This is a genomic window from Arthrobacter sp. StoSoilB20 (genome assembly GCF_019977295.1).
Taxonomy (GTDB): domain Bacteria; phylum Actinomycetota; class Actinomycetes; order Actinomycetales; family Micrococcaceae; genus Arthrobacter; species Arthrobacter nicotinovorans_A.
In genome coordinates this window covers 561,044-584,714 of record NZ_AP024651.1, presented here as the reverse complement: position 1 = coordinate 584,714, position 23,671 = coordinate 561,044, and the positions used below count along the sequence as shown (strand labels likewise).

Sequence of the window (23,671 nt, the reverse complement as noted above, 5' to 3'; positions counted from 1 at the left end):
TCCCGCGCAGGCTCTTCCAAACCCTTGGATGTCCTAGTATATTGCAAGGTGATGTGGATCACTAGGCGGGGTGCTGAGGCAAGGGTGCCGGCATTACCCGAAGGCGAAAGGCGGACTATGACAGTCACAGAAGACTTCCGTGCGGCCCGCGACCGGCTGCTGGAACTACGCGAGGACTACAAGCAGGCGCACGCCGGGTTCCAATGGCCCCGCTTTGAGGCGTTCAACTTCGCCCTCGACTGGTTCGATCACATCGCGGCGGACCCGGCCCGGGGCGAACAGCCGGCCCTGGTGATCGTGGAACAGGACGGCAGCTCCATCCGCCGCACTTTCAAGGACCTCTCGCGCAGGTCTTCACAAGTGGCCAACTGGCTGCGCGGCCAAGGCGTCCAGCGTGGCGACCACATGATCATCATGCTCGGCAATCAGGTGGAACTCTGGGAACTCATGCTCGCCGGCATCAAGCTGGGTATCGTCATGATCCCCACCACCACCCTCATGGGCGCCCGCGATCTCCAGGACCGCGTGGAGCGTGGAGGGGCTGCCTGGGTGACCGTAGGAAGCGCCAACATCGGCAAGTTTGCCGACGTCGAGGGTAAATACACCCTGATTGAGGTCGGTTCCGAGCGCGCCAATGCGGACGCCATGCAGTACTCAGACTCGAACGACGCCGGCACGGACTTTACGCCCGACGCCCCCACCAAAGCCGACGAGACCCTCCTGCTCTACTTCACGTCCGGCACCACCTCCCGGGCCAAACTGGTGGAGCACACCCACACCTCCTACCCCGTGGGCCACCTGTCCACCATGTACTGGATCGGCCTGGAACCCGGCGACGTCCACCTCAACGTCGCCTCGCCCGGCTGGGCCAAGCACGCCTGGTCCAACGTCTTCACCCCCTGGATCGCCGAGGCTACCGTCTTCATCTACAACTACCAGCGCTTCGACGCCGCCGCACTGATGGACCAGATGGGCCGGGAAGGAGTCACCAGCTTCTGCGCCCCGCCCACAGTGTGGCGCATGCTCATCCAGGCCGACCTCACGCAGCTCACCAGCCCGCCGTCAAAAGTGGTTTCGGCCGGCGAACCGCTCAACGCCGAGGTCATCGGCCAAGTGGAGGAAGCCTGGGGCGTCACCATCCGCGACGGCTTCGGCCAGACTGAATCCACCGTCCAGATCGCCAACACCCCTGCCCAGCCGGTGAAGATCGGCTCCATGGGACGGCCGCTGCCAGGGTACGACGTCGTTCTGGTGGACCTGCTCACCGGACAGGAAGCCGACGACGGCGAACTCTGCTTGCGCTTGGACCCCCGGCCCGTGGGACTCATGAAAAGCTACTTCGGCGACGAAGCCAAAACGGCCGAGGCCTTCCGCGATGGCTACTATCACACCGGGGACATGGCGAGCCGTGATTCCGACGGCGTCATCACCTACGTCGGCCGGGATGACGATGTCTTCAAGTCCTCCGATTACCGTTTGTCGCCTTTTGAACTCGAGAGCGTCCTGATCGAACACCCCGCAGTGGCGGAGGCCGCCGTCGTGCCTTCACCAGATGCCGTGAAGCTGTCGGTGCCTAAGGCCTTTGTGGTGTTGGCCGCCGGATATGAAGCCGGACCGGCTGTTGCGGAGGACATTTTGAAGTACTGCCGCGAGCATCTGGCACCGTTCAAGCGCATCCGCCGCCTGGAGTTCGGCGAGCTGCCCAAGACCATTTCGGGCAAGATCAGGCGTGTTGAACTGCGCGGGACGGAAGTCGCCCGGCATGGCGATGGTCCATTGCCCGCTGGTTTGGGCGTGGAATACACCGAGGAAGAGTTCCCGAATCTGAAAGACTAGCCAACAGTAGGCCAAGCAAGCAAACAAAGGAGGCCCATGGGCACGCCACTCCCCCGCGACCCCATCGCCGATGCCCAACGCAACTGGGAACGGCATGGCTGGGGTGATGTCGCCGCGCCCATGGCCGCCATTACCGCCATCATGCGGACCCAGCAGATCCTGCTTGCGCGTATTGAGACGGTCCTTAAGCCGTTCGGGCTGACCTTTGCACGCTACGAACTGCTCGCACTCCTGAGTTTCGCCCGTAGCGGCGCGCTGCCCATGAACAAAGCCAGCGCGCTCCTGCAGGTGCATCCCACCTCGGTGACCAACGCCGTCGACCGCTTGGAAAAGGCAGCCCTGGTTGCCCGGTCACCGCACCCCACCGATGGGCGCACCACCCTGATCGAGCTCACTCCTGAAGGCCGAACGCTCGCCAAAAAAGCGACGGCGGCCCTCAACGCCGAGGTCTTCGGACAGTCGGGATTCGGGCCCGACGACGTGGACCACCTCATCCGCGTGCTGGGCAGCTTCCGGAGGGACGCCGGAGATTTCACCGAGGAATAGGGCTTACGCCTGTCTACGTTCTGGAGGGATGGTGGCCGGGCAGTGGTGGAGCCTTTGATTGGTATGTGTGACCGGTAGGGGTGCTGATTTCCAGGGCGTGAACGTCCCCGGGCATGACCTTGGTGCTCCAACCGGCGTTTTCCTTGGTGTGGTTGCACGCTTCGCATAGACCGGCGCCGTTAGCCAGGCTGGTCCCTCCTCCGGAACGCCACGGAACCACATGGTCAATATGCCGTATGGGCGCATCGCAATAAGGAGTCCGGCAACTATCGTCGCGGGTTTCAATGAAGCGCCGAAGCCCACCCGTGAAGAGCCGGGCCTTGGAATCGGTAGCGAGCAGTTCCCCTGTGCCCGGCGCGGTGTAGAGCCGACGAAGCCATACGGTGAACTCTGCGTTCAGCCCTGCCGCGGGACCCAGAGGTGCGGCTTGCCCTGCTCTAGAGGCTGGGTTCGCGCCCGCCTGACCCACGGCTGCTGAGGCTTGCCCCAACGCGAGCAGTTCCCTTCCCCATTCAGCGGGGACGATTCCGTAGCCCTTGAGCCGGGCTGGTTCGCTGTCGCCTTGGAAAAGGGTGCGGTCAGTCATGACGAGGTCCAGGTTGATCCCCGAAATCCCGCCCGGGGTGCCCGTAATGCGTGCGGTGAGGGTGTCGGCCATGAACTGGCCCCGACCCCGGGTATCCCCACTGGAACGGGCAGAATCAGCCGCTCGAGTCAATGCGGCGTAGACCGCTACGCCCTGGGCTACCGGAAGCAAGGCCGTCAGGTATGTCATAGTGTCCGGGGCTGGTCGGAGGCTGACGGTCCGCTCGGCCGCAGCACGGCTGGCCCGCCCGACCACTGACCGCGGATCCCGTCGATATGCGGCAGCTTTCGCGGCGGCAATGATCGCTTTATCGCCCTTGCCGTCAAAGGTCCCGGTATCGGGGGCGAGCTCCTCGTCCACCGCACAACGGTCCTCGACAGACAGGCAGGCCGTCTCCTTAACAAGAAGCGTGGCGCGCCATTCATTCAAGTTCCCCGATTTCAGGGCCGCCAAGGTGCGGGGCATCTCGGTGACAAGGGCTTTTGCCAAGCCCAGGAGACGCGACCCACGGTTCGGTGACTCGCGCCGTGCCAACGCAACCTGGGCTCCCACGCCTTGTCCACGCTCGGCCGCAGGGACGCCTGCCTCGGCTTGCTCGGCACGCTGGGTGAGATCAAAGGCCACGGCTATCCGCGCCTGCAAAGCCGAGATGGCAGACTTCATCTCCTCCAGGACCCGTAACTGTTCAATCAGGTCACTGCTAACGGTGGTGGCGGGTGCAGTGTCGGGCTGAACTGGGCTGGGCGGAACTCCGCCCAGAGAGTGGGCGGGCGTGGCAGCAGCAAGCGGACCCGCCACCCCGGCGGCCGCTCGATTCTCCCCAATTCGCTCCATGCCCTAACTCTGGCAGCAGGCACCGACAAAATAACGTCGGTGATCCAGGCGGAGCCCAATTCAGTGGCCCGAGGTGAGGGAGTCCCTCGGAGGACCTCCCTTAAGCGGGACTCCCTCCCGCTTAGAAAACCTGATGTTCTGGAGTCATGACCACAACTCTCCCCAGTACCAAGACCCGGCGCTTGCCCCTAGTGACCTACGTTCTGGCGGCGGGCGTGTTCCTGATGGGAACCACCGAGTTCATTGTTGCGGGCATCCTGCCGGAGATCGCCACTGATCTTGGCACGTCCGTAGCCGATGCGGGCCTCATGATCACGGTCTTCGCGGTGGGGATGATCGTGGGAACACCCACCATGTCCATCCTGACCTTGAAGCTGCCGCGCCGCCTGACCCTGAGCTTGGCACTGGTGGTCTTCGCCGTGGGCCACGTCATTGTGGCGCTAACCTCCGATTTCACGCTCATTCTTGGCGCACGTTTCCTCACTGCTTTGGCGACTGGCGCATTCTGGGCGGTAGCCGCCGTCGTGGGTGCCAAAGCGGCGGGTGCGGCTTCAGCGTCCCGGGCGCTGGGCGTTGTCCTCGGCGGCGGCATGCTCGCCAACGTGGTGGGTGTACCCCTTGGATCGTTTGCCGGGCAGGTGGTGGGCTGGCGGGGGCCGTTTTGGGCGTTGGCTGTCCTCGCGCTGGCGGCCTCCGGTGTGGTGTACCGGCTGGTCCCGGTCACCCCGGAATCCGGCGCTGCTCCGTCAGTGCGGGCCGAGCTTGCCAGCATGCGTGATGCCCGGGTCTGGCTTGTCCTGGCAGGCTGCGCAATCGTGTGCGGATCGTCCTTGGCCGCTTACAGCTTCATCGCTCCCCTGCTGACGGTAAATACCGGACTTGCCGCTACCGTGGTGCCATTGGTGCTGGTGGCCTACGGCGTCGGGGCGTTCATAGGCTCGAATTTGGGAGGCCGCTTCGGCGCCCGCCACCCCTATCCGGCGCTCTTCATCCCGGCCGGCATGACATTCCTGGTGCTGGGTGCCCTTGCACTGTTCTCCCGCTACGCGCTGGTCACCGTGGTGCTGATCTTCCTGCTGGGGCTTTTCGGCATGGCTACCAATCCGATCCTGATCAGCAAAGCCGTTGGTTATGCAGGCAACGCACCGACTTTGGCGTCGGCGTTGAGCACCTCAGCATTCAACTTCGGTACGGCAGTGGGCTCGTGGATCGCTGGTTACGCCTTGGAGTCGGCGCTTGGTGTCACAGGTCCTGTGGTGGTGGGAACAGTGATCGCCGCACTGTACTTAGTGCCCCTTACCTTGCTGATGCTCAAGGATCGAAAGGCAGGTGATTCGGCATGAGGCGCTCCATTCCTGGGCTGCAGGTGCCGGCAATAACGGTTACATTTGCCCTTGCCCTGCTTCTGGCACTGCCCGGTTGCAGCCCGGCACCAAAGGACGGGCCAGCTCCGCGACCAGACGATGGGACAGCACGACCCCGGGAAACAGCCACCACCGCAGGGACATCAGGACCCTGGAAGTCACCCACCACCGCCGTGGACAGCGTGGCAGGTACCGTGGTCCGCTTCAGCACCCATTCAGAAACACTGAATGTGACCATCGACGAGGACAGCCCCGCCACCCGGGACTTCCTGAGCATGCTGCCCCTCACCCTCACCATGGAAGAGTTCGCCGGCCGGGAGAAGATCGCCGACCTGCCCAGGCCTCTCCGCCACGAAGGCTCACCCGGATCCGACCCCGGGGACGGCGACCTCATCTACTTCATCCCTTGGGGAAACCTGGGTTTCTACTACAACGCATCGGGCATCGAATTCTCGGACCAAACCGTGCACCTGGGACGCTACGACGCCACCCCGCAAGAGCTCGCGCGTTTTGAGGGCCAGGAAGTGCACGTGGAAGTCGTGCGCTGACCCTCGCAGGCACCGCAGCCTGCAGCAGCGCGGGGCGGCAGCACCGCCGTCGCACGCACCGCCGTCGCACGCACCGCCGTCGCACGCTGTCCGGCGGTCAGCTGTCCGTCCGCGTCTTTTCCGACGCCGGGTGGGCGCCTTGCCCGTATTCGCTGGCTGCCCATGATGCCAACAGTTGCAGGCGCTCGGCCGACGGCGATCCGGGTTCCGCCGCGTAGATGGTGAGGGTCAGTCCAGGTTCTGCTGCCATCTCCAGGCCCTCAAACGCTAGCGTCATCTCGCCGACAACCGGGTGGTTGAACGTCTTGAACCCGGTGCCGTGATGGCGGACGTTGTGGGCGCCCCAGCGGGTGCGGAATTCCTCGCTGCGGGTGCTGAGCTCGCCAATGAGATCGTGAAGTTCTTTGTTGTGCGGGTCGCGGCCAGCCTCAGTGCGCAGGATGGAAACGGTGACCTCGGCGAAGGCGTCCCAGACCGGATAGAACTGATGGGCACGCTGGTCGAGGAAGGTGAACCTGGCGATGTTGGGTGACTGGCCGGGCATGTCGTAGCAGTCCTTATAGAACGCCCGGGCCAAGGGGTTAACAGCAAGCAGATCCATCCGGCCGTTCCTGACGAAGGCGGGGCCGGCCGTGACGGCGTCCAGTGCCCATTGCAGGCTCTGGTGGGGAACATAGGACGTGGAGTTCCGGCGCCTCGGGGGCCGCGCTACGGGACTGGCGGCGTGGGCGAGATCGAACAGGTGCGCCCGCTCGGCGTCGTCCAGGTTCAGTGCCCTGGCCAGGCTCTCCAGTACTTGCGGCGAAGCTCCGCTGATGGCGCCGCGCTCCAAACGCGTGTAATACTCCACGCTCAGACCTGCAAGCGTGGCAACTTCGCTGCGACGCAATCCCTTGACCCGACGGTTGGATCCGGTGGGCAAGCCAACCTGTTCCGGTGCCACCTGTGCCCGCCGGGAAATCAGGAATTCGCGTACTTCTGCCCTGTTGTCCATGCCCTCCATGCTAGGGCGGGTCTTTCATGGGAGGGAGTCCCTGCGAGGGCCTCCACCACGACAACGCCGGAAAGAATGGTTACGTCTCCTCGGAGGCGGCTTTGCGGCGTGAAACCAGCACGGGACTGTGGGCGTGGTGGAGCACAGCGTGGGCGGTTGAGCCGATGGTGCCTTTGATGAGGCCATGTCCTTTGGTCCCCACCACCGTGAGCCGAGCACCTTGTGAAGCTTTGACCACGGCACGGGAGAAGGATGAGTCCACCAGCAACTCGCCGGACACTGCGATCCCGGGGGCTTTGTGCCGGGCATGGCTCAGCACGGAGTCGAGCATCGCTTCAGCGTCCGGGTAAGCCTCCACGGGCTCGCGCAACCGCCTGTAGCCCTCGGGCTCGTGCAGCACGTGGACGATCATGAGTTCGGCACCTGTTGCTGCCGCAAACAGGCATGCGTCCTCGAGTGCTGCCGGCGAACCTGTCTCATCCACCGCCAGCAGGACGGGACCGTCGGGATGGTCGTCGGCGCGGATCACAGCCACCGGGCATTCGGCGGTTGCCGCCATTTCCAAACTCACGGACCCCACCAGCAAGCCCATGAATCCGCCAAGGCCCCGGCTTCCGAGCACCAACATCGCAGCCCCGGCTGAAACGTGGACCAGATGATCGCGGGGCATCCCGTGCAGCAAGGTGCCGCGAACATCCAGTTCGGGGACGGTCTCCTTGGCCAGGGCCACCCCTTCCTCCAGGACTTTGTGCGCCGCGCGTTCCAATCCGCTGTCGGCCACTCCAGGGACCGGGCCCCGGTTCTGGGACAGCAGTACCCACAGCGAGCAGTGCACAATCTGCAGCGAACAACCCCGCAAGACCGCATGCCCGGCCGCCCACCGGACCGCCCGGTTGGCCTCCTCAGAGCCGTCATAGCCAACCACGATCGTCTTTGATGCGTGCTCGTTCATCATGGCCAGAGCCTACGCCGGCCACCTAAGCGGCACCAGAGCGTCATGTTCGCTTCCAATCCACGGCACGCTGCTAGGCTCCGATGCTGACACTTCAGGAGGAAACATCGTGGGCTTTGCCGAAGAACTCAGGAACCAGTCGGCCATTGATTGGGACGCAGCAGTGAACCATCCGTTCGTGGACCAGCTGCTGGACGGATCCCTTCCTGATGAGCGGCTGCGCCAGTACCTGGTGCAGGATTACCAGTTCTGCGATGCCTTCACCGCCCTGCTGGGACAGGCCGTTGCCTCAGCACCTTCGCTCCCTTCACGCCTGGTGTTTGCCCGGGTTCTGGGGGCTTTCGCCTCTGACGAGAACACGTATTTCCAGGACTGCTTCGATGAACTGGACGTCCCGGAAACGGAGCGGACATCGCCTGCCCTCGGAAGTGCCACCCAGGCCTTCGACGCCCTCATGCGGGAAGCCCTGGCGAGCCGCTCCTACCCAGAGGTCCTCGCTGTGCTGCTGGTCGCTGAGTGGCTTTACGGAGAGTGGGCCGGCCGCGCCGGAGGTCCCGCGCAGTGGCCCTCCGAACCCAAGCACTCCGAATGGATCCGGCTCCACAACAACCCTGAGTACAACGCGTGGGTGACGTGGCTGCGAGACGAGTTCGACGCCGTCGAGCCTTCACGCCCGCAGGAGCGGCAACGCGTTGCCGTGGTCTTCGCCGAGGCCGTGCGGCTGGAGCGGGCGTTCTTCGACGCTGCGCTTGTCCCGGACGAGGCCTACGCCGCGAAGTAGATGCGGACGGGCCCCTGCTTAGCGGCCCCGTGTTCATCAGAACCACGGCAGGCCTCCGGACTTCCCGTCAGGTCAGTCCAGTGCCAGCTCCCGGGGCAGTAATCGTTGTCGCAAAATTGCCAGGTCATGGGTCCCTCAGTCCGCTTGCTTCGTGTCTCCCTCAGTAGGAGGCGCAATCAGGTGGAACATGACGAAGGAAGGACCGTGAGCTGCGCCGCAATCTGCGGACAAATGCAGCGGACTAAAGCAGCGGAACTCCCGGCACTACCCGGTAAACGCGAAGATCAGCGCCGAGCCCAGGGACAAGAGACCTATCCCGTAGCCCACCACCAAAGCGGCGATGGCAAAGCCCCGTCCACGTTCACCGCGCTGCTCGATCTGGTTCAGGGCCACGTGCCCCGCCCCCACTACGAAGACCGCGATGACTGCCATGCCCGCGAAGAACAACCCCGCGAGGGCAAGGACGGCCATGGCCGCAGCCACCAGGGCCTGCCGGTTGATCGGCTGGGTGGATGCTTCAGTGTGGTTAGCCTGAACGATCTCCGTTGACATGTTCTCTCCCCATTTGTAAGTGCCCCGAGTCTATCCCCGGCACGCCCTAAAACCCGCGCGAATTACCGGTGTTTGAACTCCGGTTGGCGCTTCTCGCTGAATGCGGCCATGCCTTCCTTTTGGTCCTCGGTGGCGAAGAGCGAGTGGAACACGCGCCGTTCGAAGACCACCCCTTGGGACAGGCCCATTTCGAAGGCCGCGTTGACGGCTTCCTTGGCCACCATGGCGGCGGGTTTGGACTTGGAGGCGATGACTTCCGCTGCCTTGACCGCTTCGTCGATGACCTCAGCAGCAGGAACCACCCTTGAGACCAGGCCGGAGCGTTCGGCTTCATCAGCGTCCATGAACCTGCCGGTCAGGACCATGTCCATGGCCTTGGCCTTGCCGACGGCGCGGGTCAGCCGCTGGGAGCCTCCCATTCCAGGGATCACGCCCAGGTTGATCTCCGGCTGGCCGAACTTGGCGTTGTCGCCGGCGATGATGAAATCGGCCATCATGGCCAGCTCACACCCACCACCCAAGGCAAAACCGGACACAGCAGCAACAACAGGGATCCGGAGGCGGGTGAGGTCCTCCCAGCGCCGGAACCAGTCCGCCGCGTACATGTCCATGTAGCTGTTGGAGGACATTTCCTTGATGTCGGCGCCGGCAGCAAACGCCTTGGCCGATCCCGTGATCACTACTGCGCCCACGTCGGGATCGGTGTCCATTGAAGTGACGGCATCCACGAGTTCATTCATCAATGCAGTGTTCAGCGCGTTCAACGCCTCCGGCCGGTTCAGGGTCACCAGGCCAACCCGGCCCCGACGCTCCACCACAATGTTCTGGTACTGCTCCGTCATGCTCTCCCTCTCGCCAAGCTCCATCAATCCCTTACCTTTCAAACCTCTCACGCGGACTTGTCGCGGATCTCCGTAATGATGCCGGAGAAGTCCCTTCCGGCGCCTTCGCCTGCAGCAAAGGCATCGTAAATCCGTGATGCCAGCGGCCCCATCTCCGCCGCGACACCTGTGCTTTCCAACGCGTTCAGGGCCAGGCGCAGGTCCTTGGCCATCAAAGCGCCGGCAAAACCAGGCTGGTAATCGCGGTTGGCCGGGCTGGTGGGCACAGGTCCCGGAACGGGGCAGTTGGTGGTCAAGGCCCAGCATTGCCCCGAGGCGTTGGAGGCGACGTCGAACAACGCCTGATGTGTGAGGCCCAACTTTTCACCGAGAACAAACGCTTCGGCCACCGCAATCATGGACACTCCCAGGATCATGTTGTTGCACACCTTGGCAGCCTGCCCTGCGCCGTGGTCTCCGCAGTGGACGATCCTCTTACCCATCAATTCCAGGATGGGCTTCACGGTCTCGAAGTCCTCCGGCAAAGCACCCACCATGAACGTCAATGTGCCGGCTTCGGCCCCCACCACACCGCCGGAAACCGGGGCGTCCACTGAGCGGTGCCCGGCTTCAAGGGCAACGGCGGCAGCTTCCCGGGCTTCGTCCACATTGATGGTGGAACAGTCCAGGAAGAGTGTGTTTGGCCGGGCAATGGAAAGCAGTCCCGGGCCGTCAACTCCACGATAGGCATCCAGGACGTGCTTGCCGCTGGGCAGCATGGTCAGCACCACTGCCGCCGCCGCAGCAGCTTCATGTGCCGTGGCCGCCATGGGAATCCCATGGGCCACCGCTGCCTCGACGGCTGCCGGAACGGGATCATAGCCAATGACGTTGTGCCCGGCCTTGATCAGGTTGGCCGCCATCGGCCCACCCATATGTCCGAGTCCAAGGAACGCGATGAGTCCCGTTTCCGATCCTTGGATATCTGCCATGGCTGCATTCTCTGTCATACCGTCTCCTTCGACTCGCTGCCCAGTGTGGCCAAACCCAGTTCCCGTTCCCCGAGCGGCGCAAAGTAGCCCTCGACGTCGGACGGGCGGACGTCTGCCAGGATGGGCGGCTTCCATTGCGGATTCCTGTCCTTGTCCACCACCTGCGCCCGGATGCCCTCACGGAAGTCAGGACCGGCCAGGCAGCGAAGCCCCACGCGATATTCCTGGTCCAAAGCCTCCTCCAGGGAAAGCCCCCGCACCCGGCGCAGCGATGCCAAAGCGACCTTCACGGACGTGGGCGACTTCGCTTCAATCGTGTCGGCTGCGGCGGCTGCCTCGTCGCCCAAAGAGCGCAGGCTCCGGACAATCTCTTCGGCGTCGTCATACACGTACGCGGTGTCGATCCACTCGCGCTGGGCCGCCAGGGCCGAGTCCGGCGCGGCGTGCGCAAAGCGCTCGACGGCGGCTTCCGGCGTCGAGCTTTCCAGCGCTTCCGCCAGCGCGGGCAGGTTTTCGGACGGCACAAAGTGGTCCGCGAGTCCCAGGAACAACGCGTCCGCACCGGACAGGTGCGCTCCCGTCAGGGCCGCGTGGGTTCCCGACTCCCCCGGCGAGCGCGACAGCAGGAGCGTGCCGCCGACGTCGGGCACAAAGCCAATCGTGGTCTCGGGCATGCCGGTACGCGTCCGTTCGGTGACCACGCGCACTGAGCCATGGGCCGAAACGCCAACGCCGCCACCCAAAACCAGCCCGTCCATGAACGCAACATATGGTTTGGGGTACTGCGAAATGAGCAGGTTCAGGCGGTACTCCTCAGCCCAGAACTCCGCAGTTTCAGTGCCGCCGTGCAGCATGTCCTTGTAAATGGCCACGATGTCACCGCCTGCGCACAGCCCACGGTCACCGGCGCCGCGCACCAAAACCGTGGCAACGGCGTCGTCGCCGGCCCAATCGGTCAGCTGCCGGAGCATGGCTTCCACCATTCCCGCGTTCAGCGCGTTGACCGCCTTGGGGCGGTTCAGGGTGACGATCCCCAGGTGGCCGCGACGCTCGAACAGGACTTCTTCCTCTGCCGCTTCGGACCCCATCAGCTGCCTGCCGGCATGATGAAGCTGGCGCCCTGGCGGATGCCGGAGGGCCACCGCGACGTCACGGTCTTGGTCTTGGTGTAGAAGCGGAAGGCGTCTGCGCCGTGCTGGTTGAGGTCGCCGAAGCCGGAGGCCTTCCAGCCGCCGAACGTGTAGTACGCGATAGGCACCGGGATGGGCACGTTGATGCCCACCATGCCCACCTCCACGCGGCTGGCGAAGTCGCGGGCGGAGTCGCCGTCGCGGGTGAAAATGGCGACGCCGTTGCCAAACTCGTGCTCGCTGCAGAGCCGCAGCGCTTCGTCGTAGTCAGCTGCACGCAGCACGCTGAGGACCGGTCCGAAGATCTCTTCCTTGTAGATCTTCATGTCCTTGGTGACGTTGTCGAAGAGGGTGGGGCCTACCCAGAAGCCTCCGTCGTAACCGTCCACGGTCAGTCCGCGGCCATCGGCCACCAGGGTTGCGCCTTCGTCCACGCCGGACTGGATGTAGCCCTCAATGCGCTCCTTTGCAGAAGCTGCCACCACGGGACCGAAGTCTGAATCCTTATCCAGGCTGTGGCCCACCTTCAGGTCCTTGACGCGCTCGGTCAGCTTGGCCACCAACGCATCGGCAGTTTCCTGGCCCACGGGTACGGCCACGGAGATCGCCATGCAGCGTTCGCCGGCGGAACCGTACCCGGCACCAATCAGGGCGTCGGCTGCCATGTCCAGATCGGCGTCGGGCATGATCACCATGTGGTTCTTTGCCCCGCCGAAGCACTGCGCCCGCTTGCCGTGCGCGGCCGCCGTGGCGTAGATGTACTGGGCAATGGGCGTGGAGCCGACAAAGCCGATGGCCTTGACCCGTGGATCCTCGAGCAGTGCATCCACGGCTTCCTTGTCGCCGTTGATGACGTTGAAGACGCCGTTGGGAACCCCTGCCTCGCTGTAAAGCTCAGCAAGGCGAAGCGGCACTGAGGGATCCCGTTCGGAAGGCTTGAGGATAAAGGCGTTACCGGCGGCGAGCGCGGGACCGGACTTCCAGAGGGGAATCATGGCGGGGAAGTTGAATGGCGTAATACCTGCCACCACGCCCAGGGGCTGGCGAAGCGAGTGGACGTCGATCCCCTGGCCTGCGTTGTCCGAGAACTCGCCTTTGAGCAAGTGCGGCGCACCGGCCGAGAACTCCACAACCTCGATGCCGCGTTGGATATCGCCCTTGGCGTCGGCGAAGGTCTTGCCGTGCTCAGAGGACAGGAGTTTTGCCAGTTCATCCATGTTCTCGTTGACCAGGTCCACGAACTTGAGCAGGATGCGTCCGCGGCGTTGCGGGTTCATGGCCGCCCATTCGAGCTGGCCCTTCTCGGCATTTGCGACGGCGTTGCGGACCTCGTCCGCGCTGGCCAGCGGAAGCCGGGCCTGGACTTCGCCTGTGCAGGGATCGTAGACGTCACTGAAACGGCCGGACGTGCCGTCCACCCTTTGGCCGTCCATGTAGTGGGAAAGTTCGCGCACCATGGTGAAATGCTCCTTTGCATCGTGAATGACTGCCGTACCGCTGGTTCTGGGACCACTGCGGGGAACACGTGACCAACTGTGATCCAGGTCATCTCTGAACCTGAATATACTCGGACTTCCTACTAATTTCCAGAGGGTGCCGTGAAGGCGCTCAGTGGACCTCCTTCATCCCCTTATACGCCTCCAGGGCATCGGCCCGGGTAGCTTTCAGGTCAACGATTTCCTCCGGATAATCGGGCGTTCCGAACTCGGGAAGCCAGTGGGCAATGTACTTTCCCTGCGGATCGAACCTGGTCCGCTGGGCTTCAGGGTTAAAGATCCGGAAGAAGGGCGAGGCATCCGCCCCGGAGCCCGCCACCCACTGCCAGTTGGCAGGATTCGACGCCGGATCGGCATCCACCAGGGTGTCCCAGAACCACTGCTCACCGAGCTGCCAATGGATGCCCAGGTTCTTGACGAGGAAGCTGGCAGCCACCATGCGGACACGGTTATGCATCCAGCCGGTGTGCCACAGCTGGCGTTGCCCGGCGTCCACCATGGGGAAGCCGGTACGGCCCTGCTGCCATGCGCGGAACTCCTCCGGCGCGCTCTCATGCCCGGGGTGTTTCCCGTTCGCTCCGTTACTACCGGGCCAAGCCCACGGGAACCGGTCAAACTCGGGGCGAAGGTTGGCTGTGGCGATCTCCGGGTTGTGGAAATACTGATGCCAGCAGAATTCGCGCCAGCCGAGCTCGGAGGCATAGATGCTTGCACTTTCGGAACGTTTGGATCCCAGCGCACGCCACACCTCAAAGGGGCTCAGCTCGCCCCACCGCAGGTAGGGAGACAAGCAACTGCTGCCATCAGTGTCCGGGCGGTTCCTGCCCTCGCTGTAGTTATCCAGTCCGTCCGCCACGAACGCAGCGAGCCGCTTGTGCCCGGCAGCTGACCCAGGGGTCCACATCTCCGCCAATCCACCGGACCAGTCCGGGGTGGTGGGCAGCAGCTGCCAGGAATCCAGGTCATCGTACGCCGGCAACTTTCCGGTGAATCCGTGGCCTTTTGCCGGGACGGCCAGCGGTTCACGGAATTCCTGGGCTGACACTGTCCGCCAGAAGGGCGTAAAAACCTTGTATTGTCCGCCCGTTTTGGTGGTGACATTCCACGGTTCATGAAGGAGGGAGGCCTGGAAACTAGCCACATGCAGGCCGGCCTCGCCCGCCCAAGCCTTGAGTCCGGCGTCGACCGTCCGCTCGGCTGCACCGTAGCGACGGTTCCAGTACAGCGCGCCCGCGCCCAGCGTCGTCGCCGTTTTCTGCACGATGTCCGCGGCAGGACCGCGGCGGAGCAGCAGCGGGATGCCGAGTTTGTCCAGGTCCTCACGCAGCGCCGTCAGCGAATGGTGGAGCCACCAGCGTGCGGCGCCCCCGTGGGCGCGGATGCCCGGCGACTCTTCGTCGAGGACGAACAAAGCCACGGCTTCGCCGTCGTCGACGGCGGCCCGCAAGGCCGGATTGTCGGCGACCCTCAGGTCGTCCCGGAACCATACGATGGACGGTTTCATCAATTCCTTTCAGCGCACACTCCGGAAACGGGAACAGCCCGTGCCCCCTATGAAATCCTAGGGGCACGGGCTGGACGCTGGCTGTTGAATGAAATCAGGCGATGGACGGAACTGCTTCCTCCGCCATATCCGAAAGGGCGGCGGTGCTGGCCTCAGTCTCATGCCACATGGGAACGCTGTTCACCACATAGTCCCTGGCGGCCGGGCCTACCATGCTCATCCCGGCGTAGATCCTGTGGCCATTTTCTTTAGTGGGCCTGAGCCCCTCAAGTTCCAGGGCTGTCTTGAAAGCGGAGTCGGGAATGGGAATCTTACGTCCAAGAACGCACCAGCTGATGTACAGGCCGTAGAAAGTGTCAAAATCCAAGCCGTTCTCAGTGTCGTCCTCAAACACCACACAGTCGCGAATAAAGCTGCCAATTTGGGTGTCGGTCATTACGGGCCTCCGGCGTCGGAAGAAAAAGCGGGCCGCCGGGCTGCATCAGCGAATGTCCTATCCCTCACTATAGACCCGTTCGGGTTACCCGGACGACGAAATGAGGTTAACTCTGGGTTGAGGGGTGGAAAATCCCGTGTCGTGGCGGGAGATTATTGAATAGCTGCCTTAAGCTCTTTCGCCGCCAGTTCCGGGTCGGCCGCGCTGTAGATCGCGCTGCCGGCAACTGCCACGTCCGCACCGGCCAACTGCACGGCTCCAATGGTTGAGGCATTGACTCCTCCGGCCACGGAGAACGGCACGCGGGCCTCTTCACCGGCGTTGAGCAGGCCGCGGAGGTCGAAACCGGGTTGGGCCTGCTCATCAAGGCCGGCGTGGAACTCGACGAATTTCGCGCCCAAAGCCCGGGCTTCCTTGGCGCGGGTCACCTTGTCAGCCACACCAATGAGGTCCACCACGATGCCCTTGTTGTGGGATTGTGCGGCTTTTACTGCTCCGGCAATAGTGGAGTCGTCCGCCGTTCCAAGGACAGACACCAGGTCGGCGCCGGCCTTGAACGCGATATCGGCTTCGAGTTCCCCTGCGTCCATGGTCTTCATGTCTGCGAACACGATCTTGCCCGGGTGCGCTTCCTTGATTGCTGTCACAGCGGACAGGCCCTCGGCCTTGATCAGAGGCGTACCCAGCTCAATGATGTCCACGTGCGCGGCCACTTTGCCGGCCAGTTCCAGGGCGTCTTCGATGGTGAGGAGGTCGAGTGCAACTTGCAGCTTCATGGGGTGATGTCCTTCGTTGGATGGTTGGTAAATCGTTCGGGAACGGGAGCCTGGTGACGCCCTATTCGAGGTTGGCGTGGCGCAACCAGAGCTGCTCCGCAGGCTCGTTGGTGGCACCCCACAAAGAATGGAAAACAGCCTCTGTTACCAGAAAAAGCGATTGTTCAAAGAGGCTGCCGGAGTACTGCAGCGAAAGATCCGAACCATGGTCCGTTTTTTGGGCGGCGGGGATAATAACCACGGCATCGGCAAGACCTGCCAGGGGAGAAGATGCGTCCGTAGTGATGGCGGCAAGCTGCGCCCCGGCGGAGAGTGCGGTTCGAGCCGCTTTGACCACTCCGGACGTTGTACCGGAACCGGAAGCGACCACCAGCAAATCCCCGGCAGTTATAGCCGGTGTTGTAGTGTCGCCGGCAATGTGGACGGTCTTCCCGAGGTGCATCAGGCGCATCGCCGCCATCCGCAGGACCAAGCCACTTCGGCCGGCCCCCGCGAAGAAGACACGTTCAGCAGTACTGATCTTCTCCGCAAGACCTGACACATCGGCGTAGTCAATGCCTGAGGTGGTGCCGGCAAGCTCGCCCAGGATCAGGGATACGTTGCCGGCCACATCGTCATGGGTGCTTGCCGCTGGTTCTGCGGTGATGCTCATCGTCACTCCTTTTGCAGGTAGGTTATTGCCGTCGTTGAGGGGCTACCCATGATTCTTCCGGTCAGTTCAGGTAGGGGAAACGCTAAAAAGGGACGGTTATGGCTACTCCTTTGGGTAGTCAGGGCCGATGTCATTGGCCTAAGCTGCATGACATGTCCCATCCCACCGAGTTCCACTGGCCCCTCCTGGAGGCGGTTGCGTCCATCGCCAAAGCCCCCTTGACGGGCATTGCCGAGGAGCTTCGCGCAGGGATACATCCGTATCTGGAGTCAAGTGCCTTGGTCATCTTTACCGAGGACTGCACTGGCCGGCCGCAGAAGAAAGCAGGCGCCGAGGACATCGTCAGCAGGGTCTCCATCCCCGAGCTGGAAGGCCTGCGCGCCGCCATGGAGGGCGACGGACCGTGGCGGGGGTCGGCCCGGATCGCCGGTGGGCCCAGGGAGGTCCTCGCTTTCCGCTACCCACCCAGCAACGCCCTGCTGGTGCTTACCGATCCGGCGCCAGTTGAGCCGGATGCAGGGGAAGGATCCCTACGGTTGATGGCCTACCTCTGGGGGCTTGCAGCGGCGCGGATCCAGGAAAAAGTCAGCGACGCACCGCCGTCGTACCTCTTGGAATCCCGGGCCGCATCCGCGGAGCGTATTCGCGTCACCGGCGAGCTGGTAGACCAGCACTCGACAACCCTGGAGACAGTCCTCGCCGCGCTCAGGTCAAACTCGCTGGATGATCGGGCCGCCCGCACCTTCGTCACCGATCTGACTGCCAAAGCCCTGGTGGGGCTGCGGACCCTCAGTGACCACACCAACAACCTGGTGGAGGAGCCTGTGGCCAAAGCGTTCGAACGGCTCCGGGAAGACCTCCGGCCACTCATGCACTTCAGCAACATCGACATCCAGTTCATCGAACCACCGGCGAACGGCAGGGCACTGCCCGGAGAGGTGGCCCACGCAGCCAGGGCTGTGGTTCGGGGCTTGGTCCTGGCGATCGCAGAGCAGTCGGAGGTTCATCGGGTCCGGGCCCAGTGGGACTGCGACGGCGAGAACCTGCTGATCAACGTCAGGGACGACGGCGGCGGTGAGCTTTCCCCTCAGGGACCCAACCTGGAACGGTTGCTTCAACGCGTGCAGGCTGTGGACGGGACCATGAACGTGGAGATCATGCCGGGATGGGGAGCCGACATCTCCGTGGTCCTGCCGCTCGATCCGCCATCAACTCCGGCAGGGGATGCAGCCGGATGGGGGCTGGCCGCCCGGGAACTTGAAGTTCTTCAACTGCTGGCCGCGGGCCAGCGTAACCGGACGATCGCGACGGACCTCGGCATCAGCGAAAATACCGTGAAATTCCATCTCCGGAACCTCTTCCGAAAACTGGACGTCCGGTCCCGCACTGAGGCCATTGCGCTGGCCCACAGTGCGGGACTCCGGTAGCCGTACTAGGCGTCGATCACCATGTCGGTGAGCGCGGTGGAACAGCAGGGCAGGAACTTTCCGGCGTCGATTTCCCGGGCACGGATGCCGCCTTGGTGGTTCATCTCCACATCCCCTGAAAGCTTGACCACTTTGCAGGAGCCGCACATGCCTTCCTTGCAGTTGGCGCCGATCCTGACGCCCGCACGCTGGGCCGGGCCGAGGATGTGCTCGGTGGGGTCGACGCGCACGTTAATGCCCGTCCGCAGGAAGGACAGGGTGAGGCTTCCCGTTCCCACAGTGTCAAAGCTCGACGCGTCAGGGGCAGCGGCCTCCTGCCCGGCGTGAGGACCGGCGTCGGAAGGTTCAGTACCTGCCGCCTCCGGATCGGTGGTTTCCAGCGGCAGGCCGGTGGCTTTCAACGTTCCTTCAGCGTCGTAGCCTGGCTCGTAGAGTCCAAACGCCGTGGGTTGGCTTTCGTAGTAGTCCTCGGCGGAATCGGCGATTTCCTCGGCGATTTCCTCCGCAATGTCCGCTGCAAGGGCCAGCTCCGCCTGGTATTCGAGGATGGTCTGGCGATCACCCGTGAAGAACTCCATGTGGATGGAGGTATCGTCCACGCCCACCTTCCCCAGGAGCTCGGTGGCGGTGTTCAAGTAGCCTTCAGGACCGCAGGCATAGACCTGGCGGCCGTTGGCATCGGGTGCCACTTCCTCGAGCATGGCGGCCGTCAGCCGTCCCGTCAGGCCCTCCCAGTCCTCGGGCTTGCCGCGGTCACCCAGGGAATAGAAGACCTTGATGCGCGAGTCCACCGAGGCAATGTAGGCAAGCTCCTTATTAAAGGCAAAGCCTTCGGCTGCCGCGCCGTGATACAGCACCACCACATCGGCCTGTCCGGGCAAGGAGTGGATGGTCCGCACCATGGACATGATGGGCGTGATGCCTGCACCGGCGGCCAGCAGGAGGTACCGCGCCCGCCTGTCTGCATCAGGGAGGTGGAAGGCGCCCACCGGCCCCAGCATCTCAAGGACCGTGCCAGGTTTGATGTTCTCATGCACCCACGGCGAAACCAGCCCGGTGGGGTCCCGTTTGACCGTAATGTCAAAGGTCCACGGCTTGGTGGGCGCACTGGACAGCGAGTAGCTGCGGTCCGCAGGGTCCTGGTCCCCGCCGTTCACCGGGAAGGCAACATTGACGTACTGGCCGGCACGGAAGGCCAGGGGTGCGCCGTCGGAACGGCGGAACACGAAAGTCATCATGCCGCCCACTTCGGGAACAACTTCCACGCATTCGGCCATGAACTCCTGCGGATGCCAGGGACCCAGGGCCCGGGCGGCACTGGCTGGCCCCTCGGTGCTGCCCATGACCCTGTTCCATGGCATTTCAAGACCGCGGATGCGATGGGGCTCCTGGACCACTGTCTCGGTGAGGACTTCGGTCATGCCAAGTGCTCCTGGACACGCTGGACGTACCAGTTGATGAAGGCCTCCACCTGGTACTCGCTCTTCATGTACGGGCCGGGCTCGTAGGCAGGGCTGCCGGCACCGGTCTGGCACAGCTCCACGAACGCCTTGTCCTGCAGGTTGGTCTGCTTCCAGGTGTAGGTGAGCTTCTCGAGGTCGTAGTCCACGCCTTCCACGGCGTCGTCGGCAACCAGCCAGGTGGTGCGCACCAAGGACTGGTGTTCATTGATGGGGAAGACGCCGAAGGTGATGACGTGGTCGCTCTGGAAATGGAACCAGCTGTTGGGCTGCAGGTGCATCGAGCAGCGGCCCAGGCGGAAGTCCCGCAAGTCGCCGAGCAGCTTCTTGGAGAGCCTGCGGCCATCGGGCGAGAACGACTCGCCTTCGCCGTCGAGCGATTCGCGTGAAATGCGGATGCCGGCGATCCTGGTATCGAGCTCCTCCACAACCTCGTACGGAAGGCCGTAGCGGCGGCAACGCTCCTCAAGGGAGGACTGTGCTTCCTTGTTGCGGTCCCACACTTCCTCAAGGTGGGCTGGAATCAGGCCCTCGGTCAGTCCCCACGTGGGGAAGAGCGAGCAAGCGAGCTCCGGGTGGCCGTCGCAGTGGTAGCACTCACGGTTGTTCTCCATGACGAGCTTCCAGTTGCCCTCTTCGATGATGTTCTGCTGGTAGGCAATCTTCGTCTTGGACAGATCGTGGGGTGCGAGGTAGGGCTCGAAGATCTTGGAGGTCTCGTCAAAATCGGTGGGCGGCTCGTCCGCTACGCAGACGAAGATGAGTCCGGCCACTACGCGGCTGTGGGCACGCTTGAGGCCGAAGCAGCTCTTGTCGAACTTCGTCTCTCCCGGCGCCGAAGCGTGGATCAGGTTCCCTTCCGGTGAGTACGTCCAGGAGTGGTAGCCGCACACCAGGTTTCCTGTGGAGCCCGCGGTTTCGGTCAGGACGCGGGCACCGCGGTGGCGGCAGACGTTGTGCAGGACGTTCACGCCGCCGTCGTCATTGCGCAGCACGATCAGGGAGTAGGGACCATAGTCGACGGTGACGTAGTCGCCCGGCTCCGGCAGTTCGGCGATGCTGGCGGCGAAGATCCAATGTTGGCCAAAGATGGCCTCCATGTCGATCTTGAAGATCGTGGAATCGGTGTAGAAGGGCGCGTCCAGGGAAAATCCCTTGCGCCGGAACTCGAACAAACCGCTGATCTCTGCCAGCTGCTCTGCAGGCAAGGATGAAGCGAGTTTTCCACGTGAGTTGAGGGGCAAGACTGGTGCAGACATATGTTTCCTCCCGGGAGGCGTGGGTCAGAGTGTGTTTCGTGGGGAGCACGGCTGCGTTTGGGGCGAGCGGCGTTGTCGAAAACCTTATAGTCATGAGATTAGGGACGATTGAACCGCAACAAAAGCGCAAGATTCAGAAGATAACCGTGCACAATAGGTGCATGATCGATGCGAGGCTCATCACACTCCGGGTGTTTGCCCGCTGCGGCACCATTGGCGCCACTGCGGAGCTCACTGGCTACTCCCCCTCAGCCGTCTCCGCGCAACTCCGCGAGCTCCAGCGAATGCTGGGAATGCAGCTGCTGACCAAGGACGGCCGGGGCGTTCGATTGACCGCCACGGGACGCTTTTTGGTGACGGGCTCAGACGCCCTGATTGCCGAATGGGAGCGCCTCCGGGCAGCGGCAATGAAAGCCGGCGATCAAGTACAGTCACGTTTCGGCCTGGGCGGATTCTCGACGGCGGCCGCACAGTTGCTGGCGCCGCTCGCCGCCACGCTGCGCTCGACGCGTCCCCTGCTGGAAGTCCAGGTGCTGGAGGCCAACCCGGCCCGTTGCTTCGACTTGTTGGTGGCAGAACGAATCGACCTCGCCGTGATCGTGGCCATGCAGTCCGAAACCTACGGTGAGGACGATCCCCGGTTCGAGCAGACCGTGCTGTTGGACGATCCCCTGGACGTGATCATTCCCGCGGACCATCCACTGGCAGCGCAGGAATCGGTAACGCTCGAAGAGCTTGCCTCCGAACCTTGGATCACCGAGGCCGCCGGCTCCACGTACCACTCCCTCTTCACAGCCGCCTTTACAGCCGTGGGGGTGACACCCCGGGTGGCGCACGAGGCAGTGGAATGGGAAACCCAGATAGCGTTCGTGGGCGCAGGCCTGGGCGTCGGCCTGCTGCCAAGGTTGGCGCCCCTGAACAACGCAGAGAATGTTGTCCGGTTGCGCATCACGGGCAAGGGCAAGCCCACCCGACGCATTGTGGCTGCAGCACGTCGGGGCAGCATCGCCTCACCACTCATTCAGGAGTCGCTCGGCATTTTGCAGGAGAACGCCCACCGCATCCTCACGGCCCGGCCGGAAGACGAGCACTGAGACGCACGGGCTAGTCCAGCGCGGTCACTTATCCACAGGCGGCCTCATATGACTTTCGCTATGAATACCTCTATGTAATAATCCGGCCCAAATTACAATCCTGTAATTCGGATACTAGAATCCCAAGAGCGTCCAGCTACCGGCGCCACACTGTCGACCGCGAAAGGCGCGGCACGACGTCGAAATGGGGATTTCTTGTCCAATTACACTCCGCCCAATTCGGGCTCCTTTCGCCTGCGCACATCCACCCTTTGCGTCGGCATTCTCGCTGTTCTTTTGCTTCTGCTGGGCGCGGTCAGCTCAGGCTTTGGCGGAGCGCTGATCATGCTTGGCCTCCTGGCACTGTTGACGGGGCTCTACATTGCAGCCACCGGCCGACGCTCGTGGGCGCTGGTGCCCGGAGGCCGAAAAGCGGGAGCCGTTGTGTTGACGGGAGCCTTGGTAGCCCTGATTGCCGGCGCAGCTCTTGTTCCTGTTGAGCCCAAGGAGACATTGCAAGCCTCAGAACCCGCGGCCGAGGCGCAAAAGCTGACAGGGCCAGCGACTGCCAGCGCAACGCCGACCCCCACACCAACAGGCGTGGAAGCATCGACACCCTTGGATCCGGAAACGACCACCGCGGTTGCTGCATCTGTTGCGTACAGGGCACCAAGGGCCCAGCCTGCATATGGCTCCAAGGCTCTGGATGTGCTGGCAACCCTGGCCATCAAGGGCCGGGCGCCAAAGACCGGCTATGATCGCAATCAATTCGGTCAGGCATGGGCGGACGTGGATCGAAATGGCTGCGACACCCGCAACGACACACTCAAACGGGATCTGACGCAAGTTGCTTACACCAATGCTGTTCCTTGCAAGGTTCAGAGCGGCAACCTTGCTGACCCCTACACCGCCAAGACCATCAACTTCGTTCGCGGCGCCGCCACCAGCAGCATGGTCCAGATCGACCATGTAGTGGCCCTTAGTGACGCCTGGCAAAAGGGAGCTCAGCAGCTGAGCCTGGAACAGAGGACGGCCTTCGCCAATGACCCGCTGAACCTACAGGCCACGGACGGACCCACCAATCAGCAAAAGAGTGACGGGGACTCCGCAACGTGGTTGCCGCCGAACAAGAGTTTCCGTTGCGAGTATGTCGCGCGGCAAATCTCCGTCAAAGCCACGTACAGCCTCTGGGTAACCCAGGCCGAGTACGATGCCATGGCTCGTGTTCTGAGCGACTGCCCGGGGCAGACTGCGCCGACGGACCAGTCGGCGCCCGTTACGCCTGAGCCTGCACACACAACCCCAGTCACCGTTGTGGAACCAGCACCTGCACCCGCGCCGGCCCAAGCAGTGGTTCCAGCGCCGGCACCGGCAGCACCCGCTCCGGCAGCACCGGCTCCGGCTGCTCCCGCGCCGGCACCTGTAGCACCCGCTCCGGCACCTGCAGCACCTGCTCCCGCCGCGGCTTACTACGCGAACTGCGATGCTGCCAGGGCTGCCGGTGCCGCACCCCTGCACGCGGGGCAAGCGGGCTACCGTGCAGGCCTGGACCGGGACAAAGACGGCGTCGCCTGCGAGTAGACGATAGACGAGGCCAAGGAGCCTGATGCCCCCGCAGGCAACTGCGGGGGCATCTTCAGCCCGGCGCCAAA

22 protein-coding genes are annotated in these 23,671 nt (G+C 63.5%); 8 read left to right on the top strand and 14 right to left on the bottom strand.

Annotated elements, in window-relative coordinates; genetic code table 11:
• Window positions 1-117: 117 nt before the first annotated feature.
• Entirely contained in the window at window positions 118-1,836 is a 1,719-nt protein-coding gene (locus tag LDN85_RS02825) for an AMP-binding protein (RefSeq protein WP_223944532.1), read from the top strand.
• 36 nt (window positions 1,837-1,872) lie between these two features.
• Window positions 1,873-2,382 carry a MarR family transcriptional regulator gene (locus LDN85_RS02820; RefSeq protein ID WP_026542267.1) on the top strand — a complete coding sequence of 170 codons (510 nt, stop codon included), beginning with the start codon at window positions 1,873-1,875 and terminating at the stop codon, window positions 2,380-2,382.
• Between the two features lie 13 nt (window positions 2,383-2,395).
• Here LDN85_RS02820 and LDN85_RS02815 read toward each other — a convergent pair whose 3' ends face one another.
• Window positions 2,396-3,802 carry an HNH endonuclease signature motif containing protein gene (locus LDN85_RS02815; RefSeq protein WP_223944531.1) on the bottom strand — a complete coding sequence of 469 codons (1,407 nt, stop codon included), beginning with the start codon at window positions 3,800-3,802 and terminating at the stop codon, window positions 2,396-2,398.
• A gap of 146 nt (window positions 3,803-3,948) precedes the next feature.
• Between LDN85_RS02815 and LDN85_RS02810 the strand changes: the two genes are divergently transcribed.
• Both LDN85_RS02810 and LDN85_RS02805 read left to right on the top strand, forming a co-directional pair.
• Window positions 3,949-5,145, top strand: a complete 1,197-nt coding sequence (locus LDN85_RS02810; protein WP_223944530.1) for an MFS transporter — start codon at window positions 3,949-3,951, stop codon at window positions 5,143-5,145.
• Window positions 5,142-5,714, top strand: coding sequence for a cyclophilin-like fold protein (locus tag LDN85_RS02805; RefSeq protein ID WP_223944529.1), 573 nt, complete (start codon window positions 5,142-5,144; stop codon window positions 5,712-5,714). Before LDN85_RS02810 ends, LDN85_RS02805 begins: the two co-directional genes overlap by 4 nt.
• A 97-nt stretch (window positions 5,715-5,811) precedes the next feature.
• On the opposite strand, the gene LDN85_RS02800 is transcribed toward LDN85_RS02805, so the two are convergent.
• Window positions 5,812-6,708: a helix-turn-helix transcriptional regulator gene (locus tag LDN85_RS02800; protein WP_223944528.1), complete on the bottom strand. Its 897-nt coding sequence runs from the start codon at window positions 6,706-6,708 to the stop codon at window positions 5,812-5,814.
• A 79-nt stretch (window positions 6,709-6,787) separates the two neighbouring features.
• Window positions 6,788-7,663, bottom strand: coding sequence for a universal stress protein (locus LDN85_RS02795; protein ID WP_223944527.1), 876 nt, complete (start codon window positions 7,661-7,663; stop codon window positions 6,788-6,790).
• A gap of 106 nt (window positions 7,664-7,769) precedes the next feature.
• Between LDN85_RS02795 and LDN85_RS02790 the strand changes: the two genes are divergently transcribed.
• Window positions 7,770-8,441 (top strand): TenA family protein, encoded by a 672-nt coding sequence (locus LDN85_RS02790; protein ID WP_091553803.1) that lies wholly within the window; start codon window positions 7,770-7,772, stop codon window positions 8,439-8,441.
• Between the two features lie 264 nt (window positions 8,442-8,705).
• On the opposite strand, the gene LDN85_RS02785 is transcribed toward LDN85_RS02790, so the two are convergent.
• The 9 genes from LDN85_RS02785 to hxlB all read right to left on the bottom strand — a co-directional run bounded on the left by LDN85_RS02785 (window position 8,706) and on the right by hxlB (window position 16,800).
• Window positions 8,706-8,993: a DUF4190 domain-containing protein gene (locus LDN85_RS02785; protein WP_051420990.1), complete on the bottom strand. Its 288-nt coding sequence runs from the start codon at window positions 8,991-8,993 to the stop codon at window positions 8,706-8,708.
• A gap of 62 nt (window positions 8,994-9,055) precedes the next feature.
• Entirely contained in the window at window positions 9,056-9,835 is a 780-nt protein-coding gene (locus LDN85_RS02780) for an enoyl-CoA hydratase (protein WP_026542260.1), read from the bottom strand.
• 47 nt (window positions 9,836-9,882) lie between these two features.
• Window positions 9,883-10,824, bottom strand: coding sequence for a 3-hydroxyisobutyrate dehydrogenase (mmsB, locus tag LDN85_RS02775; RefSeq protein WP_223944526.1), 942 nt, complete (start codon window positions 10,822-10,824; stop codon window positions 9,883-9,885).
• Window positions 10,821-11,894 (bottom strand): enoyl-CoA hydratase/isomerase family protein, encoded by a 1,074-nt coding sequence (locus LDN85_RS02770; RefSeq protein WP_223944525.1) that lies wholly within the window; start codon window positions 11,892-11,894, stop codon window positions 10,821-10,823. Before LDN85_RS02770 ends, mmsB begins: the two co-directional genes overlap by 4 nt.
• Window positions 11,894-13,393 carry a CoA-acylating methylmalonate-semialdehyde dehydrogenase gene (locus LDN85_RS02765; RefSeq protein ID WP_026542257.1) on the bottom strand — a complete coding sequence of 500 codons (1,500 nt, stop codon included), beginning with the start codon at window positions 13,391-13,393 and terminating at the stop codon, window positions 11,894-11,896. Before LDN85_RS02765 ends, LDN85_RS02770 begins: the two co-directional genes overlap by 1 nt.
• 151 nt (window positions 13,394-13,544) lie before the next feature.
• Complete coding sequence (locus LDN85_RS02760) at window positions 13,545-14,936, bottom strand: deoxyribodipyrimidine photo-lyase (RefSeq protein WP_223944524.1); 1,392 nt, start codon at window positions 14,934-14,936, stop codon at window positions 13,545-13,547.
• A 94-nt stretch (window positions 14,937-15,030) separates the two neighbouring features.
• Window positions 15,031-15,372: a hypothetical protein gene (locus LDN85_RS02755; RefSeq protein ID WP_026542255.1), complete on the bottom strand. Its 342-nt coding sequence runs from the start codon at window positions 15,370-15,372 to the stop codon at window positions 15,031-15,033.
• Between the two features lie 152 nt (window positions 15,373-15,524).
• On the bottom strand, window positions 15,525-16,148 hold the full coding sequence (gene hxlA / locus LDN85_RS02750; RefSeq protein ID WP_026542254.1) for a 3-hexulose-6-phosphate synthase: 624 nt from the start codon (window positions 16,146-16,148) through the stop codon (window positions 15,525-15,527).
• Window positions 16,149-16,209: 61 nt separating this feature from the next.
• Window positions 16,210-16,800 (bottom strand): 6-phospho-3-hexuloisomerase, encoded by a 591-nt coding sequence (gene hxlB / locus LDN85_RS02745; protein ID WP_223944523.1) that lies wholly within the window; start codon window positions 16,798-16,800, stop codon window positions 16,210-16,212.
• Between the two features lie 152 nt (window positions 16,801-16,952).
• Here hxlB and LDN85_RS02740 point away from each other — a divergent pair, with 152 nt between their 5' ends.
• On the top strand, window positions 16,953-18,227 hold the full coding sequence (locus LDN85_RS02740; RefSeq protein ID WP_223944522.1) for a LuxR C-terminal-related transcriptional regulator: 1,275 nt from the start codon (window positions 16,953-16,955) through the stop codon (window positions 18,225-18,227).
• A gap of 5 nt (window positions 18,228-18,232) precedes the next feature.
• Here the strand turns inward: LDN85_RS02740 and LDN85_RS02735 are convergent, their stop codons facing one another.
• On the bottom strand, window positions 18,233-19,648 hold the full coding sequence (locus tag LDN85_RS02735) for a ferredoxin reductase (protein WP_223944521.1): 1,416 nt from the start codon (window positions 19,646-19,648) through the stop codon (window positions 18,233-18,235).
• Complete coding sequence (locus LDN85_RS02730; protein ID WP_026542250.1) at window positions 19,645-20,946, bottom strand: aromatic ring-hydroxylating dioxygenase subunit alpha; 1,302 nt, start codon at window positions 20,944-20,946, stop codon at window positions 19,645-19,647. Before LDN85_RS02730 ends, LDN85_RS02735 begins: the two co-directional genes overlap by 4 nt.
• Before the next feature lie 161 nt (window positions 20,947-21,107).
• Here LDN85_RS02730 and LDN85_RS02725 point away from each other — a divergent pair, with 161 nt between their 5' ends.
• Window positions 21,108-22,040, top strand: coding sequence for a LysR family transcriptional regulator (locus LDN85_RS02725; RefSeq protein ID WP_026542249.1), 933 nt, complete (start codon window positions 21,108-21,110; stop codon window positions 22,038-22,040).
• Window positions 22,041-22,235: 195 nt separating this feature from the next.
• Window positions 22,236-23,600, top strand: a complete 1,365-nt coding sequence (locus LDN85_RS02720; RefSeq protein WP_223944520.1) for a DUF1524 domain-containing protein — start codon at window positions 22,236-22,238, stop codon at window positions 23,598-23,600.
• Window positions 23,601-23,671: the final 71 nt, after the last annotated feature.

Excerpts from the sequence above, each read along its gene's own strand:
- LDN85_RS02825 (WP_223944532.1), top strand. The coding sequence starts at position 118 with ATGACAGTCACAGAAGACTTCCGTGCGGCCCGCGACCGGCTGCTGGAA.
- LDN85_RS02820 (WP_026542267.1), top strand. The coding sequence starts at position 1,873 with ATGGGCACGCCACTCCCCCGCGACCCCATCGCCGATGCCCAACGCAAC.
- LDN85_RS02815 (WP_223944531.1), bottom strand. The coding sequence starts at position 3,802 with ATGGAGCGAATTGGGGAGAATCGAGCGGCCGCCGGGGTGGCGGGTCCG.
- LDN85_RS02810 (WP_223944530.1), top strand. The coding sequence starts at position 3,949 with ATGACCACAACTCTCCCCAGTACCAAGACCCGGCGCTTGCCCCTAGTG.
- LDN85_RS02805 (WP_223944529.1), top strand. The coding sequence starts at position 5,142 with ATGAGGCGCTCCATTCCTGGGCTGCAGGTGCCGGCAATAACGGTTACA.
- LDN85_RS02800 (WP_223944528.1), bottom strand. The coding sequence starts at position 6,708 with ATGGACAACAGGGCAGAAGTACGCGAATTCCTGATTTCCCGGCGGGCA.
- LDN85_RS02795 (WP_223944527.1), bottom strand. The coding sequence starts at position 7,663 with ATGATGAACGAGCACGCATCAAAGACGATCGTGGTTGGCTATGACGGC.
- LDN85_RS02785 (WP_051420990.1), bottom strand. The coding sequence starts at position 8,993 with ATGTCAACGGAGATCGTTCAGGCTAACCACACTGAAGCATCCACCCAG.
- LDN85_RS02780 (WP_026542260.1), bottom strand. The coding sequence starts at position 9,835 with ATGACGGAGCAGTACCAGAACATTGTGGTGGAGCGTCGGGGCCGGGTT.
- mmsB (WP_223944526.1), bottom strand. The coding sequence starts at position 10,824 with ATGACAGAGAATGCAGCCATGGCAGATATCCAAGGATCGGAAACGGGA.
- LDN85_RS02770 (WP_223944525.1), bottom strand. The coding sequence starts at position 11,894 with ATGGGGTCCGAAGCGGCAGAGGAAGAAGTCCTGTTCGAGCGTCGCGGC.
- LDN85_RS02765 (WP_026542257.1), bottom strand. The coding sequence starts at position 13,393 with ATGGTGCGCGAACTTTCCCACTACATGGACGGCCAAAGGGTGGACGGC.
- LDN85_RS02760 (WP_223944524.1), bottom strand. The coding sequence starts at position 14,936 with ATGAAACCGTCCATCGTATGGTTCCGGGACGACCTGAGGGTCGCCGAC.
- LDN85_RS02755 (WP_026542255.1), bottom strand. The coding sequence starts at position 15,372 with ATGACCGACACCCAAATTGGCAGCTTTATTCGCGACTGTGTGGTGTTT.
- hxlA (WP_026542254.1), bottom strand. The coding sequence starts at position 16,148 with ATGAAGCTGCAAGTTGCACTCGACCTCCTCACCATCGAAGACGCCCTG.
- hxlB (WP_223944523.1), bottom strand. The coding sequence starts at position 16,800 with ATGAGCATCACCGCAGAACCAGCGGCAAGCACCCATGACGATGTGGCC.
- LDN85_RS02740 (WP_223944522.1), top strand. The coding sequence starts at position 16,953 with ATGTCCCATCCCACCGAGTTCCACTGGCCCCTCCTGGAGGCGGTTGCG.
- LDN85_RS02735 (WP_223944521.1), bottom strand. The coding sequence starts at position 19,648 with ATGACCGAAGTCCTCACCGAGACAGTGGTCCAGGAGCCCCATCGCATC.
- LDN85_RS02730 (WP_026542250.1), bottom strand. The coding sequence starts at position 20,946 with ATGTCTGCACCAGTCTTGCCCCTCAACTCACGTGGAAAACTCGCTTCA.
- LDN85_RS02725 (WP_026542249.1), top strand. The coding sequence starts at position 21,108 with ATGATCGATGCGAGGCTCATCACACTCCGGGTGTTTGCCCGCTGCGGC.